Consider the following 13,817-nt stretch of genomic DNA (forward strand, 5'->3'; position numbering starts at 1 on the left):
CTTGAGCGGATAGGAATTGAGATGCGTCTACAGGGCTGGGAATGGATCATTATTCTGGCAATTGTCTTGCTGCTATGGGGTGGACCAAAGCTTCCAGGTTTAGCTAAGTCACTTGCACAGTCGATGAGGGTTTTCCGCAAGGAGATCAAGTCAACAGACGACACCAAGCAGGCTGATCTGCCTGTTGAGGGTGAGAACACCACTAAGAACTAAGTGGTCAAGAAGCAAAACCCCGAAGGCAAGATGAGCCTGTCGGGTCACCTGAAAGAGCTTCGTAATCGACTTTTCTGGTCGGCAATTTGCCTTCTGGCTGGCTCTATTGCGGGTTGGTTCATGTTTGACGCCGTGTTCGCCGAGTTGCAGCGACCAATCGTTGAACTTTCCACTCAACCCGGATCCAACGCGACCATAAACTTTCCAACCGTTGTCTCAGCGTTCGACGTTAGGCTTCAGGTTTCCATCTTTCTTGGCGTGATGATGAGTTCACCAGTTTGGCTTTTCAACATCTGGTCATTCATCACACCTGGCCTCAAAAAGAAGGAGCGCAAATACACAATTTGGTTTGTGGTAGTAGCTGTGCCACTTTTTCTGGCAGGCACCGCACTTGCCTGGTCTTCTCTTCCAACCTTTGTTCAGGTCCTTGTTGGATTTACCCCCGAGGGCAGTGCAAACGTAATCAACGCGAGCGAATACATCCTGTTCACAATCCGGATTCTTCTCGTTTTCGGTATTGCATTCGTTCTTCCAGTTGTATTAGTGCTACTCAATTTTGCCGGAGTTATCACAGCGCAGAACATACTCAAATCCTGGCGCATGGCAATATTTATCTCAGCCGTTGTTGGGGCAATTGCAACTCCAGTTGCGGAACCCATGGCGATGTTCCTACTTATGGTTCCTCTTCTGATTCTTTACTTTGTTGCCGCTGGGGTTGCCACCTTGCATGACAAGCAACTGGCACGGAAATCAGCCAACATTGATCTTGAACTCGAGACCCCGCAAGCCAACACCTAAAGACTATGGATAATCTCACCGCGTCTGAGCGATATCAGCGTGCTAAATCAAAGAGAGCAAGTCCTAGTTTTGACTCCTTTCTTGAACTTCTGGATTTCCAACTCGACCCGTTTCAAGAGCAAGCCTGTGAAGCACTGGCGCTCGGAAAAGGTGTGCTCGTTGCTGCTCCCACCGGGGCTGGTAAGACAGTGGTTGGAGAGTTTGCTATTCATCTAGCAATCGAGAAGAACCAAAAGGTTTTTTACACCACCCCAATAAAGGCCCTAAGTAACCAGAAGTACGCCGAATTGGTCACGCGCTATGGCCCGGATCGAGTGGGGCTCCTAACTGGTGACATAAACAACAATTCCGAAGCCCAGATTGTCGTTATGACAACAGAGGTTCTTCGCAACATGATTTATGCCAATTCCGAATCCCTAATTGATCTTGGATACGTTGTCATGGACGAGGTTCACTACCTTGCCGACCGTTTCAGGGGAGCGGTTTGGGAAGAAGTCATTTTGCACTTACCCAAGGACGTTGTCCTAGTTTCTCTTAGCGCAACTGTTTCCAACGCCGAAGAGTTTGGTGCCTGGCTAGATGAAGTTCGGGGTGACACGGTAATCGTGGTTTCCGAAATTCGCCCTGTGCCTCTGGACCAGCACGTGTTGTTCGGCGATGAGCTACTGGAACTTTTCGAGCCTGGAACCAAGGGCCAAAGAGTTAGCGCAGAACTTGTTCGCAAACACTCAGCAAAGCTTCGGGTTCCAATCGGGAAAATCAACAAGGGCAAGAAGTCGAACAATTCATTCGACCGAGGTCTCTCACGAATACCGAAGGTTTCAAAGCCTGAGGTAGTCGAAATTCTGGACGACGAGGATTTGCTTCCAGCAATCTTCTTCATTTTCTCTCGTGTTGGCTGCGACACTGCGGTTCGGTCTTGCCTCCAAAGAGGCGTGCGCCTAACAAGTCGAGAGCAGCAAGATGAAATCAGAGAGATCGTTGAGCGTAAGTGCTCCTCGATCGCAGAGGAAGACCTAGATACTCTTGGCTACTTCGATTGGCTGAGTGGTTTGGAGCGTGGAATAGCCGCTCATCACGCCGGCATGCTGCCAGCTTTCAAAGAAGTTGTGGAGGAGCTCTTTCTCAAAAAGCTCGTCAAAGTGGTTTTCGCAACCGAGACCCTAGCTCTAGGTATCAACATGCCAGCAAGAACTGTCGTATTGGAAAGACTCGACAAATTCAACGGGGAATCTCGAGTGCAAATCACTCCTGGTGAATACACCCAACTGACTGGTCGCGCGGGGCGTCGAGGCATCGACACGCTCGGACACTCGGTTATTCAATGGTCGGGAAATCTCGATCCAGCAAGCGTTGCCGGTCTTGCCAGTAGAAGAAGCTACCCGCTGGTTAGCCCGTTTAAACCAACCGCAAACATGGCGGTGAATCTAATAGACGCTTTTGGTCGTTCACGAGCAAGGCAATTACTAGAGACATCCTTTGCACAGTTTCAAGCCGATCGCTCGGTTGTTGGCATGGCTAGGGGGATACGTGACAAGCAGATTTCACTTGATGGCTATGCGAAGTCCATGGAGTGCCATCTTGGGGATTTCTTCCACTACTCATCCATTAGGCGTGAACTCACAGACATAGAGAAGGTGCTCGCAGTTGGCAACACTCGAGCAGAACGAGGAAAAGACATTAGACAGACAAAAGGCAGGCATGAGCTGGAGCGCAAACTTGCCGAGCTAAAAGTCCGAATGAAAACCCATCCTTGTCATTCCTGTAAAGATCGCGAAGCTCACGCGAGGTGGGCAGAACGATGGTGGAAGATGCAGCGCGAGACCAAAGCAACTATTGACCAAATTGAAGGTCGAACAAACCAGGTTGCTTCGACTTTCGACAAGATATGCGAACTGTTAATTGAGCTCGATTACCTGGATGACAACGATCAAGACCTCGCAGTTACTGATTCAGGTCGGATGCTGGCGCGCATCTATGGCGAACGCGATCTCTTGGTTTCCGAGGCCATCCGAAACAAGACTTGGGAAACACTTGACGCTGCAGGGCTTGCCGCCATGGCGGCAGCTCTCGTCTATGAACCTAGAAGAGATGATGAAGGGTTTGAGCCTCGTGTGCCGAAGGGAAATTTCCAGGCCGTGGTGGAGAAAACCCAGCTGCTTTGGGAAGATCTTGAATTTCTCTCCAAAAAACACAAGCTTCCGCGTTCTTCAAAGATTGAGCTGGATCTTTGCTACCCGATATACCGCTGGGCCACTGGAGCAAAACTAGATCTAGTTTTAGACTCCGCTGATTTGCTACCGGGGGATTTCATTAGATGGTGCAAGCAAATTATTGACTTGCTGGAGCAGGTTTCACGCGCAGCAACTGGGGGGCTTTCGGTAAACGCCAAGGATGCCATCGATAAGGTTCGACGTGGGATCGTTGCCTACTCCTACTATGCATAGGCTAGAACTATGACGACCATAAAGCGCTCTAGTGGTTTGCTCTGGAGACTTCCAACAGCTGTGGTCGGTGGATTTGTTTCTTCGCTTGCGATGCCAAGAGAAGACATCTGGCCACTGATTTTTGTCTCCATCGCATTGATTCTGATATCGATACGAGGGTTACGCTTCTGGCCTGCCACTGGAGTCGGGTTCTTCGCAGGCCTGGCTTTCTACATGAGCCAGGTTGAATGGCTTTCTCTATATCTTGGCCCTGTGCCATGGATTGCTCTTTCGGTTATGGAGGCTCTGATTTTTGCAGTCGGGTCCGGCGCTCTTGCAATTGTGTGGAGCTGGGCGGACGCTCTCAGGCAGAGCTTTTATCGCAATGCCTTGATTGCTCTATCGATTGCAACCCTGTGGACAGCAAGAGAATGGGTGGCAATCAATTTGCCATACGGTGGCTTTCCGTGGTCGCGAGTAGCGCAGGCTCTATCTGAGAGCTTTCTTTCACAGCTGGTGTTCTTTGTCGGTATCTCAGGTCTGACCTTTGTTTCGGTTTTTATCACGGTTGCTTTACTACTGGCAATCGAATCTGGGGCTCAGGCACTCAAGAGAAACTACCTGGGGTTGGCGGCAAGCCTGATTGCCATCGCAACGGCTTGGCTATTCGTTGTCCCGACTGGCGCAGAATCAGGCGTACTAACCGTTGCCGCAGTGCAGGGGAACGCTAACGCTGGACTGTTTGCTAATGCAGAGCCTGGAACTTTTCTAAGAAATCACCTTGAGGCAACTGCACTCTTGGATGAGCATCCGCAAAAAGACAATATTGATTTTATCGTTTGGCCAGAGAACGCTTCAGATTTGAATCCTCAGGACAATCCGCTAGCTCTTTCTCAGATACAAGCAGTCGTATCAAACTACGAAGTGCCAATCATTCTTGGGGCAATTACTCAGTCTGATGGGGCTGTGTTTAACAGCTCCCTTTACTACGACGCGGAGGGGTATCAGATTGACCAATACGACAAGAAGCGTCCCGTTCCCTTTGCCGAGTATGTTCCAGACCGAGATTTTTGGAACCTACTTGCCCCGGATCTTATTGGTCTAGTCTCACGTGACTATGCCTTTGGAACCAGGGACGGCATTTTCGAATTCGATGGAAAACCCCTCGGTGTGCTGATTTGCTTTGAGGTCGCAATCGATGACATCGGTCGAGAGTTGGTAGCCGGGGGAGCCCAGATAATTCTTTCCCAAACCAATAACGCTGACTTTGGAAGAAGTGACGAAACTTTCCAGCAGGCAGCTCTAGCGAGGTTGCGCGCCATCGAAACCGGTCGAACTGTGGTGAACATATCCACTGTTGGCGTTTCGAGAATCTTCTTACCAAATGGGCAAATCATCAGTGAGCTTCCTATTTTCGAACCTGGAATCATGGTTGAGAAAGTTCCACTTAGAACTTCGGTAACTCCAGCTATGGCAATCTCGCCGTATTTTGACAGCACTCTAAACATTCTTGCACTTGGTCTCGTGATCGCTGCAACTGTGGGGCAGCTTGGGCGCAGAGGAAAGAAAGCTTGAAAACGCTTGTCGTGATGCCAACTTTCAATGAGTCAAAATCACTAGCCTCAACAGTTTGGGGGTTGCTAAAAGAGATCGCAGGCGTCGATGTTTTGGTCGTCGACGACAACTCCGAAGACGGAACCGCAGCAATAGCCGATTCGCTTGCAATCAATCACTCGAGAGTTTCTGTTCTTCACAGGCCTACCAAGCAGGGCTTAGGTCCTGCCTACATCGACGGCTTTAGATATGCGTTCGCAAACGGTTATGAAGTTGTAGTGGAGATGGATGCAGATGGTTCGCACCAAGCCTCTGATCTGCAAACAATCCTGTTGGCAACAACAGACGCTGATTTGGTCATTGGCTCGCGCTGGATCCCTGGTGGAAGTGTTCAGAACTGGCCGATTACAAGAGTGTTGCTATCAAAATTCGGCAATCTCTACGCAAGATTGATGCTTGGAACACACATTTTTGATATGACCTCAGGATTTCGCGCTTATCAGGCAAGTCTCTTACAGAAACTTATTGATTCGCCGGTTTCCTCGCAGGGGTACTCGTTCCAAGTCGAACTTGCCTATCGAGCGTCTAAAACAGGTGTCGTAAAGGAAGTTCCCATTACATTTGTTGAACGCACTGAGGGAAGATCAAAGATGACGATAGGAATCGTTTTCGAGGCCCTGGTAAAGATTCAGCTTTGGGGTATTAGACGCCTTTTTGGCTAAATGTCAGCCTTGCCAGCTTTTCTTCGCGCTTTTATGTAAGCCAAACGCTCCTTTAAGATAACTTCCAGCTCTACTTTCGAGCGGCGCTCGAGGAGCATGTCCCAGTGGGACTTTGGTGTCTTCATCTCAATGATGCTCAGGGTGATGGGTTTTCCGTCTTTTAGCAAAGTGCCAAACTCTGAGCAGGATTTACATTGCCAGGTCTCTGGCAGCTCGGCATCTTGGGCAAAGACAATTTCAGAGGAATGACCGTTGGGGCAAAGAAATTGGTACTTGGTTCTGGGGGAGTAGCTAACCCCAACTTCGGACTCAAGTGATTGAGTTCCGAGTCTGATGCCACGCATGGTCTGCTGAGCCAATTTGTTCTCCTTGTTTGCGCAGTTTTTGCGCTAAGAGGGTCAACAGACTCACGTGACGGAATCATCCCGACCCTTAGGCTTTAACAGCAAAGTGTCAGCTAAAGACGTTGATTGCGATATCACTTCGGTCGGTAACAATTCCATGAGCTCCGAGGGCAAACAGGCTTACCATCTCACATGGGTCATTTACGGTCCAGTAGTGAATCTCCTTGTTCTGGTTCAACACAGCCTCAACGAATCGTGGATGGGTGAAATTGATTCCATACATTCTCGTCGGGATCTGTAGGGCCTGCACATCATCAAGGGAAGCTGCGAGTTGAGCTGTCATATTCAGTCGCGCCAGCATGTAGCTGGCAAGCACCTTGGAGCTTCCAGCGGACGATGTGATTCGAACAGGGGAGTGAGCTAGAGCACGAACTCTTGAAGATTCGCTAAAGCTAGATACCAATACCCGCTCATGAGCTCCTGCGGCACTGATTACCGCCACACCAGGGGACTCAGTGCTGGGGGTTTTGAAATCAAGATTGAATTTGGCCGAAGGAAATTTCTCGAGGGCTTCTTGCAAGGTTGGAACTGTTCCGCCAAAGGGGAGTCTGATTTTCTTGAGTTCACCAAGAGTTAGGGATGAAATCGATATTTTGGACCCAACCAGGCGTGATAGATCGGAATCATGAAACAGCACTGCAACTCCGTCTTTGGTTAGTTGCAGATCAGTTTCTAAATAGTCAGCACCGGCTGCCAAAGCGAGCTCGAATGAGTCGATGGTGTTCTCATCAACTACTTGCCCGTCACCCTCGTAAACAAGTCCGCGGTGGGCAAAAATTCGTGGTCGTGATTCCGGAATTTCACCCAGATAGCCAGTAGGGTTCATAGGTGCTCCATGAAACCAACCGTAGCTTGCCAATCAGGCTGGTCACGCTATTGGCTGGATTGTTTGTTTATGGCCTAGGAGTTGCCCTCACGGTCCATGCTGGTATTGGAATCGCCCCTTGGGACGTTCTAGCTCAGGGTATTTCTATACAGACTGGGTTGAGCTTTGGCGTGGCAACTGTAGCGGTGAGCATACTTGTCCTTGTCTGCTGGATTCCGCTCAAAGTCAAGCCTGGCTTCGGAACCGTCGCGAATGCACTTTTGGTAGGACTATTTGCCGATTTCTGGCTCATGATTCTTCCTGATCTAAATGCCTACTGGCAGCAGCTAGCTGTATTCATGCTGGGGGTAGTTTTCGTGGCAATAGCCACCGGTCTATACATCAGCTCAAGGCTGGGATCTGGCCCCAGAGACGGTCTAATGCAGGGGACAGCAAATGCCCTAGACAAGCCCTTTTGGATCGTCAGAACGGCTTTTGAGGGCTCTGTGTTGACAATGGGCTGGCTTATGGGTGGCCAGGTTCGCGAGGGAACTTTGATTTTTGCACTAACAATCGGTTATTTGGTCCAGATCTCCCTCAAGGCCTTCAAGATCCCAAAGGGCTAGTTCTAAATGCCTGTTTTGGGCGGGTGCCACGATTGGATCGTTTGCTCGAAGGGTGAGCTGGGTTAGGAAAGATACTGTATGCCGATAATGTACATTATGTCAACAAGCAGAATCATGGCAACTTGAACCCATCCCCACAGATTTTTCTATTTAGACGCCCGAACCCACTGCTCAAGCTTCGAGTTAGCCTCACCTGAATCGAGGGCCGATGTGACTAGCTGAACCGCTGACTCAAACCTCGTTAGAAGTTCAAAGCCAACCAGATTTGGGTCCTTGGCAGCCTGGTAAGCTACCACTCCCCCCGCTGCGTTCAAAATGACGATGTCTCGGACTGCTCCGAGGTTCCCAGAGGTGCCTCCGGCAAATAGATCCCTAGCAATCTGGGCGTTAAAGCTGGCATCGCCACCAAGTAGTTGCTCCAAACTGGCCATTTTTATGCCCAGCAGGCTTGGATCCAACTCCCATTTGGTCACCAAATTGGGCGAAACTTCCCATATTTGGCTCTTGGTAGTTGTGGTTAGCTCGTCCAAGCCATCATTTCCCCTGGAAACTAGGCCAAATCGGCCTCTTTGTGCCAATTCTTGGGCCATAAGTGGGGCAATTTGCTCATTTGCTACCCCTAAAGAGGTCGCTATAGGTTGAGCGGGGTTGGCCAAAGGTCCTAGGAAGTTGAAAGTTGTTGGCACACCGAGTTTCTTTCGGATAGGGGCCGCATGCCTCATTGCCGGATGAAAAACTAGGGCAAAAAAGAAAGTTATTCCGGTCTCTTTGAAGACTTGAGCCACCTGCTGGGGCGATAAATCGAGGTTTAGACCCAACTCTGACAACATCTCGGAAGAGCCGGTTTTTCCAGAGGCTGAACGAGACCCGTGTTTGAGAACAGGAACCCCAGCTGCGGCTGTAAGAATCGAAGCCATTGTGGAGATGTTCACGGTGCCGATCATGTCACCGCCGGTCCCAACTATGTCCACCGCATCATTTCCGGTTTCCAGTTGCAAGCAGTTTTGAAGCATCGTATCCACTAGTCCCGCTAGCTCATCAACGGTTTCACCCTTGGTGCGAAGTGCAACAAGAAAATTCGAAACTTCAGCTTCAGGGGCTTGCCCAGACATGATTTCAGACAAAGCCCAAGAACTCTGTTGCCGAGTTAGGTTACGCTTGGCGTCCAAATCTTCAAGAATTGATATCCAGTTTTTTTGAGATGGCATCAGGTCAGCTTATTACCGAAACACATACGATTTGCTGGCATATTGCCCTAGATGCCAATAATCTCGGGTTATCATATTGGTATGACCTCCGCCCAAATGGCCCAAAACGCCCCAATCGTGATAAATCGCCCTAGCGCGACCTCGGTGGGAACCATCGTTTGGCTTGGTAGCGAGGTCATGTTCTTCGCGGGTCTGTTCGCGATGTACTTCAGTCTTAGGGCCAACTCCCCCTCTATTTGGGCAAACGACACGCAGATTCTTGATGTCACCTTCGCCCTGATCAACACATTGATTCTTGTTGCCTCCTCGTTTACGGCTCAGTTCGGTGTTTTCGCCGCTGAGCGACTTCAACCAAGAGCTACCGGCTTATCACCGGTCAAGTGGGGTTTGGTTGAGTGGTTCTTCCTTAGCTATTTCCTCGGAGCAATCTTCGTGGCGGGTCAGGTTTTGGAGTACGCAACGCTGGTTTCTGAAGGCGTTTCACTAAGCAGCAACTCCTACGGCAGCGCCTTCTACATCACGACCGGTTTCCACGCTCTGCACGTAACAGGCGGATTGATTGCATTCCTGCTTGTAATTGCAAAGACCTATGCAGCAAAGAAGTACGGTCACCTAGAGGCCACTAGCGCAATTGTGGTTTCTTACTACTGGCACTTTGTTGATGTTGTTTGGATCGGCCTCTTCCTAATCATTTACGTTTTGAAATAAAGAAAGCAATTGATGTCACTTAGAAGAAAACTAAACGGCTCACGCCGCACTCCGCTAGCGGCGACGATCGTCATCGCTGCCGGATTGCTGTTTTCTGGTGGTGGCTTCGCTGTTGCAACAAGCGTTGTTGAGTCCAATGTGGCGACCGCATACACAGCTGATCAAATCGCCGAAGGAAAAAAGCTCTTCCTATCCAACTGCGCCAGTTGCCACGGCTTGAACTCTGAAGGAACAAAGGCTGGCCCGAGTCTTATTGGTGTTGGTGCAGCTTCAGTTGACTTCCAAGTTGGCTCTGGTCGTATGCCAGGACAGGGATCTGGTCCTCAACTTCCGAAAAAGACTGTTCAGTTCACCGAAGCGCAAATTGAATTGATGGCTGCCTACGTTGCATCGCTTGCTCCTGGTCCTGCAATTCCAGAAGCCAAGTACCTTGAAGCAACCGGTGACGCAGCTCACGGTGGCGAGCTCTTTAGAATCAACTGCGCGATGTGTCACAACGCTGTTGGAGCTGGAGGTGCTCTTACTGAGGGTAAGTACGCGCCTGTACTGAAAGGTGTTTCCGCCAAACACGTCTATGAGGCTATGGTTACCGGACCTCAGAACATGCCGGTATTCAACGATTCCAACTTGACCCCAACGGATAAACAAGACATCATCACCTACCTGGCTTACATCGACGAGAACGAATCTGCTGGTGGCTATGCGCTCGCAAGCCTTGGACCGGTTGCAGAAGGACTGTTCATTTGGATTTTCGGTCTTGGCGGAATCATCGCCATTACCGTTTGGCTCGCAGCGAAATCGAATTAGAGGGAGAACCTAGTTGGCTGGCAACGAAATAGAACGAAGCAAAGAAGCAGCTGGCTTCGAGCATGAGTTCGAATCTGGCCTGGCGGTAATTTCCCAGGACAAGATTAGCGATCCAGGTCTTGCGCCTCACCGCGTCCGGATGACCGACAAGTCCCCCAAGCATGCCAAGAACGCGGAGCGCCAAGTAGCCGCACTGTTTTTGTTGTCAGTAGTTGGAAGCTTCTTCGCGTTATGGGCTTACGTTGCTTTCCCGATCACCGAAGATCTCTCAACAGTCCGCGCAAACAACCTGTGGCTCGGTCTTGGAATGACGCTTTCACTCCTTGGCATCGGAATTGGTGCAGTCCACTGGGCAAAGACTCTGATGCCCGACTTTGAAGTGTCTGAAGCGCGTCACCAGACTCGCGGCAGCGAAGACGTTCGGGCAGCAGCGGTTGAAATTGTGAAGCTTGCGGATCAGGAATCTGGCTTTTCTCGCCGGAAGCTAATTCGCAGAACTATGTATGGAGCGCTTGCTCTTTTCCCTCTGCCAGCGTTGATTGTGTTTGGTGATTTGGGTCCCGTCGTCGGTGACAGCTTGCGCCACACCATGTGGAAAAAAGGAACCAGGCTCACCAAGGATCCAACTGGAATTCCAATCAAAGCCTCGGATGTAACTCTGGGTTCTGTATTCCACGTTATTCCAGAAGGTCTAGCCGAGATGCACGAGCATAAACTCGAAGAAAAAGCCAAGGCGGCTGTTTTGCTAGTGCGCTTGAATCAAGAAGACCTAAAAGAAGATGAAGACAAAAAGAGTTGGTCATACGATGGAATCGTTGCCTACTCAAAGATTTGCACCCACGTTGGTTGCCCAGTTGCTCTTTACGAGCAGCACACTCACCACTTGCTCTGTCCATGCCATCAATCAACATTCGATGTAACTGAGCACTGCAAGGTTGTATTCGGTCCAGCAGCACGTCCTCTTCCGCAACTACCGATTTCGGTTGATGCAGAAGGTTACCTAATCGCACAAAGTGATTTCTTAGAACCAGTCGGCCCTAGCTTTTGGGAGCGTTAAAGATGACAACAGTAGTTACTGAAAACAAGCCAGAAGGCGCACTCGCCTCTACCGCTAACTACCTTGATGAGCGTCTAGGCGTTGGAGGAATACTGAAGAACTTTGGTCGCAAGGTCTTCCCTGATCACTGGTCATTCATGCTCGGTGAAGTAGCTCTCTACAGCTTCGTGATTCTTTTGATTTCAGGAACCTTCCTGACTTTCTTCTACCAGCCAGCAATGACAGAGATTATCTACGACGGTTCATATGTGCCGCTTAAGGGTGCGCAGATGTCAATCGCTTACGCTTCATCGCTAGACATTTCTTTTGAGATTCGTGGTGGAATGCTCATGCGACAGGTGCACCACTGGTCCGCCCTGTTGTTCGTAGCAGCCGCTGGGCTTCACATGCTCAGAGTTTTCTTCACCGGTGCTTTCCGCAAGCCTCGCGAAATCAACTGGGTTGTTGGTTTCATGCTCTTCATCCTGGGTATGGCAGCAGGTTTCACCGGTTACTCATTGCCAGATGACCTGTTGTCTGGAAACGGCCTTCGCATCATCGATGGAATGATTAAGGGAATTCCAGTTATTGGTACCAGCATCTCTTCAGGCCTATTCGGTGGCGAGTTCCCTGGAACGGAGATTGTTGCAAGGCTCTATGGTCTGCATATCCTTTTGGTTCCTGCGCTGATTCTTATTTTCATCGCTATTCACTTGTTCATGGTTGTTATTCACAAACACACCCACTTCTCCGGCCCAGGTAGAACCGATGAGAACGTCGTTGGCTATCCACTGATGCCGGTATACGTTGCTAAAGCTGGTGGATTCTTCTTCATCGTGTTTGCTGTTGTGATGCTGATCTCGGCAACGTTCACAATCAACCCGATTTGGAACTACGGTCCATACGACCCCTCCCCTGTATCCGCAGGTACCCAGCCTGACTGGTACATCGGCTGGTTAGACGGTGCACTTCGTCTGGCTCCTAGTAACTTGGATATCATTTTGTTTGGCCACACCTACCCATTCGGTGTTCTAATTCCACTGGTAGGAAGCCTTGTGTTCCTGGGGTTGGTTGCGGTCTACCCGTTCATCGAAGCCTGGGTTACCGCTGACAAGCGCGAACACCACGTTCTAGACCGCCCAAGAAACGCTCCTACCCGCACAGCTATCGGTGCTGCTGGAGTTACCTTCTACGGTGTGCTCTGGGCAGCAGCTTCGACAGACTTGATCGCAACCTTCTTCCAGATGTCGCTGAACCAGGTTCTGGTGTCGATGCAGATCATGCTCATTGTCGGTCCAATCTTTGCCTACATTGTCACCAAGAGAACTTGTTTGTCCTTGCAGCGTAAAGATCGCGAGATCGTGCTTCACGGTAGAGAAACTGGGCGCATCGTGCGTCTGCCACATGGTGAGTACATCGAAGTTCATGAACCATTAGATAAGTACGAAATGTACAAACTAGTTGACTTCAAGGACTACAAGCCAACAATTGTCAGACCTAATGAGAAGGGCAAGATTACGGTTGGCACCCGAATCCGATCTGCTCTATCAAGAATCTACTTCGAAGACCGGATTACTCCGGTGTCACAGACTGAACTAAATCAGGCACAGGCTCACAATCACTCCCCTGCTGTTACAGCAAGCGAAACTCAAGAGCAGCTGTCTAAGTAGCTAATCGAAAAAACCTCGGCGCAAGGCTGGGGTGATTTTTAGGGTTTGTATGAATCGACTTCGATCTCAACCAACATGGCCTCGTTGATGAATTTGATTCCAGCAAGCATTGTCGCAGCTGGTCTAATAGCCGAGAACAGCTCCCCGTGAACACGGCCTACCGCGTCCATGTCTTGCGCGTTCGCTAGATACATTCTGGTTCTCACAACATCTTGGAGGCTATGTCCGCCCAACAAAAGTGCCTTCTCGATTACTTGGAAGGCAACCTTGGCCTGCCCGTAAGCGTCTCCCTCATGCTGCAGCACACCATCAACGGTTGCCGTCGAACCAGATACGTGAATGTAGGGACCCGCTACAACAGCTCTTGAATACCCGATTGATTCTTCCCAGGGTCCTCCGGAGGAGATAGTTTTATCTGCAGCCACTAGTGTGCAAAATGTCCGCGGTTGTGTTCAAACACGAAACCAACAACACCAATCAGCGCCAATGGCACGGCTATAAAGGTTAGCCACCAACCCACAGCCAACGACGCAAAGGCAAGAGCTGAAGCAGCTCCAACAAAGATCGGCCACCAGCTCCAAGGCGAGAAGAAGCCAAGCTCAGACTCCCCATCTTCGATATTCGCATCTGGGCGATCTTCTGGAACAAACCCCTGCGTTCTATCTGTCTTCCAAAGATAAAAGGTAATAAAGATGCTCATGAAAGTCAGCATCGCAAGAGCTGAGGTACCGATAGGTTCCCAACCTCCGTAGGTTAGAAACCACCAAACTGCGTATACGCCTGTAATCAAGGCGAAGAAGGCGGTCATGATGAACCACATGCTCACATTGGCCTTCATGA

Annotated in this window: 15 protein-coding genes; 10 read left to right on the plus strand and 5 right to left on the minus strand. The window is 50.0% G+C overall.

Annotated features, from left to right (window positions below):
- Window positions 1-21: 21 nt before the first annotated feature.
- Genes AC9UCN_RS04840 through AC9UCN_RS04860 form a run of 5 tightly spaced genes read left to right on the plus strand, consistent with a single transcriptional unit; the run spans window position 22 to window position 5,713 of the window.
- Window positions 22-213, plus strand: a complete 192-nt coding sequence (locus tag AC9UCN_RS04840) for a twin-arginine translocase TatA/TatE family subunit (protein ID WP_509524348.1) — start codon at window positions 22-24, stop codon at window positions 211-213.
- Complete coding sequence (gene tatC / locus AC9UCN_RS04845; RefSeq protein WP_509524350.1) at window positions 214-1,011, plus strand: twin-arginine translocase subunit TatC; 798 nt, start codon at window positions 214-216, stop codon at window positions 1,009-1,011.
- Between the two features lie 5 nt (window positions 1,012-1,016).
- Entirely contained in the window at window positions 1,017-3,458 is a 2,442-nt protein-coding gene (locus AC9UCN_RS04850; RefSeq protein WP_509524352.1) for a DEAD/DEAH box helicase, read from the plus strand.
- Between the two features lie 9 nt (window positions 3,459-3,467).
- Window positions 3,468-5,012: an apolipoprotein N-acyltransferase gene (lnt, locus tag AC9UCN_RS04855; RefSeq protein WP_509524354.1), complete on the plus strand. Its 1,545-nt coding sequence runs from the start codon at window positions 3,468-3,470 to the stop codon at window positions 5,010-5,012.
- Window positions 5,009-5,713, plus strand: coding sequence for a polyprenol monophosphomannose synthase (locus tag AC9UCN_RS04860; RefSeq protein WP_509524357.1), 705 nt, complete (start codon window positions 5,009-5,011; stop codon window positions 5,711-5,713). The genes lnt and AC9UCN_RS04860 overlap by 4 nt, the downstream gene beginning before the upstream one ends.
- On the opposite strand, the gene AC9UCN_RS04865 is transcribed toward AC9UCN_RS04860, so the two are convergent.
- Complete coding sequence (locus AC9UCN_RS04865; RefSeq protein WP_509524359.1) at window positions 5,710-6,072, minus strand: RNA polymerase-binding protein RbpA; 363 nt, start codon at window positions 6,070-6,072, stop codon at window positions 5,710-5,712. The two genes, AC9UCN_RS04860 and AC9UCN_RS04865, sit on opposite strands and share 4 nt — an antisense overlap.
- 94 nt (window positions 6,073-6,166) lie before the next feature.
- The gene (locus AC9UCN_RS04870) at window positions 6,167-6,943 is read right to left on the minus strand and encodes a glycerophosphodiester phosphodiesterase family protein (RefSeq protein ID WP_509524361.1); all 777 of its coding nucleotides are present in this window, start codon (window positions 6,941-6,943) and stop codon (window positions 6,167-6,169) included.
- A gap of 2 nt (window positions 6,944-6,945) precedes the next feature.
- Here AC9UCN_RS04870 and yczE point away from each other — a divergent pair, with 2 nt between their 5' ends.
- Window positions 6,946-7,548: a membrane protein YczE gene (gene yczE / locus AC9UCN_RS04875; protein ID WP_509524363.1), complete on the plus strand. Its 603-nt coding sequence runs from the start codon at window positions 6,946-6,948 to the stop codon at window positions 7,546-7,548.
- Between the two features lie 146 nt (window positions 7,549-7,694).
- Here the strand turns inward: yczE and trpD are convergent, their stop codons facing one another.
- Window positions 7,695-8,756 (minus strand): anthranilate phosphoribosyltransferase, encoded by a 1,062-nt coding sequence (trpD, locus tag AC9UCN_RS04880; RefSeq protein ID WP_509524366.1) that lies wholly within the window; start codon window positions 8,754-8,756, stop codon window positions 7,695-7,697.
- 81 nt (window positions 8,757-8,837) lie between these two features.
- Between trpD and ctaE the strand changes: the two genes are divergently transcribed.
- Genes ctaE through qcrB form a run of 4 tightly spaced genes read left to right on the plus strand, consistent with a single transcriptional unit; the run spans window position 8,838 to window position 12,977 of the window.
- Window positions 8,838-9,464, plus strand: a complete 627-nt coding sequence (ctaE, locus tag AC9UCN_RS04885) for an aa3-type cytochrome oxidase subunit III (protein WP_509524368.1) — start codon at window positions 8,838-8,840, stop codon at window positions 9,462-9,464.
- A 12-nt stretch (window positions 9,465-9,476) separates the two neighbouring features.
- Complete coding sequence (gene qcrC / locus AC9UCN_RS04890; RefSeq protein ID WP_509524370.1) at window positions 9,477-10,271, plus strand: cytochrome bc1 complex diheme cytochrome c subunit; 795 nt, start codon at window positions 9,477-9,479, stop codon at window positions 10,269-10,271.
- Between the two features lie 13 nt (window positions 10,272-10,284).
- Window positions 10,285-11,328: a cytochrome bc1 complex Rieske iron-sulfur subunit gene (gene qcrA, locus AC9UCN_RS04895; protein ID WP_509524373.1), complete on the plus strand. Its 1,044-nt coding sequence runs from the start codon at window positions 10,285-10,287 to the stop codon at window positions 11,326-11,328.
- A gap of 2 nt (window positions 11,329-11,330) precedes the next feature.
- Window positions 11,331-12,977 carry a cytochrome bc1 complex cytochrome b subunit gene (qcrB, locus tag AC9UCN_RS04900; RefSeq protein ID WP_509524375.1) on the plus strand — a complete coding sequence of 549 codons (1,647 nt, stop codon included), beginning with the start codon at window positions 11,331-11,333 and terminating at the stop codon, window positions 12,975-12,977.
- A gap of 38 nt (window positions 12,978-13,015) precedes the next feature.
- On the opposite strand, the gene AC9UCN_RS04905 is transcribed toward qcrB, so the two are convergent.
- The gene (locus tag AC9UCN_RS04905; protein WP_509524377.1) at window positions 13,016-13,402 is read right to left on the minus strand and encodes a RidA family protein; all 387 of its coding nucleotides are present in this window, start codon (window positions 13,400-13,402) and stop codon (window positions 13,016-13,018) included.
- Window positions 13,402-13,815 carry a cytochrome c oxidase subunit 4 gene (locus AC9UCN_RS04910; protein WP_509524380.1) on the minus strand — a complete coding sequence of 138 codons (414 nt, stop codon included), beginning with the start codon at window positions 13,813-13,815 and terminating at the stop codon, window positions 13,402-13,404. Before AC9UCN_RS04910 ends, AC9UCN_RS04905 begins: the two co-directional genes overlap by 1 nt.
- Window positions 13,816-13,817: the final 2 nt, after the last annotated feature.

Source organism: Rhodoluna sp. (assembly GCF_036721215.1).
In the GTDB taxonomy this organism is placed as follows: Bacteria; Actinomycetota; Actinomycetes; order Actinomycetales; family Microbacteriaceae; genus Rhodoluna.

Excerpts from the sequence above, each read along its gene's own strand:
- trpD (WP_509524366.1), bottom strand. The coding sequence starts at position 8,756 with ATGCCATCTCAAAAAAACTGGATATCAATTCTTGAAGATTTGGACGCC.
- AC9UCN_RS04910 (WP_509524380.1), bottom strand. The coding sequence starts at position 13,815 with ATGAAGGCCAATGTGAGCATGTGGTTCATCATGACCGCCTTCTTCGCC.
- qcrC (WP_509524370.1), top strand. The coding sequence starts at position 9,477 with ATGTCACTTAGAAGAAAACTAAACGGCTCACGCCGCACTCCGCTAGCG.
- AC9UCN_RS04850 (WP_509524352.1), top strand. The coding sequence starts at position 1,017 with ATGGATAATCTCACCGCGTCTGAGCGATATCAGCGTGCTAAATCAAAG.
- AC9UCN_RS04870 (WP_509524361.1), bottom strand. The coding sequence starts at position 6,943 with ATGAACCCTACTGGCTATCTGGGTGAAATTCCGGAATCACGACCACGA.
- AC9UCN_RS04840 (WP_509524348.1), top strand. The coding sequence starts at position 22 with ATGCGTCTACAGGGCTGGGAATGGATCATTATTCTGGCAATTGTCTTG.
- qcrB (WP_509524375.1), top strand. The coding sequence starts at position 11,331 with ATGACAACAGTAGTTACTGAAAACAAGCCAGAAGGCGCACTCGCCTCT.
- ctaE (WP_509524368.1), top strand. The coding sequence starts at position 8,838 with ATGACCTCCGCCCAAATGGCCCAAAACGCCCCAATCGTGATAAATCGC.
- lnt (WP_509524354.1), top strand. The coding sequence starts at position 3,468 with ATGACGACCATAAAGCGCTCTAGTGGTTTGCTCTGGAGACTTCCAACA.